Raw genomic sequence first — 286 nt, forward strand, 5'->3', positions numbered from 1 at the left:
CCCTGGAACAGGTGGCCCTGACCCTGCTGCGCCGCTATGGCGTGGTGTGCTGGCGGCTGCTCGAACGCGAGGCCGCCTGGCTGCCGAGCTGGCGGGACCTGCTGCGCACGTTGCACCGCCTGGAGGCGCGTGGCGAGATCCGTGGCGGTCGCTTCATCAGCGGGCTGGCCGGCGAACAGTTCGCCTTGCCCGAGGCCATCGGCGTATTGCGCGAAGTACGCAGGCGCCCGCTGGATGGCAGCCTGGTGGCGGTGAGAGCCAGCGACCCGCTGAACCTGGTGGGCAC

Annotated in this window: 1 protein-coding gene; it reads left to right on the plus strand. The window is 71.3% G+C overall.

The annotated features are described in order from the left end of the window. Positions 1-286, plus strand: a 286-nt coding sequence (locus QMX96_RS26795; RefSeq protein ID WP_282362734.1) for a hypothetical protein, incomplete at both ends; no start/stop codon positions are given.

Source organism: Pseudomonas sp. PS01300 (genome assembly GCF_029960155.1).
Classification (GTDB): domain Bacteria; phylum Pseudomonadota; class Gammaproteobacteria; order Pseudomonadales; family Pseudomonadaceae; genus Aquipseudomonas; species Aquipseudomonas palmensis.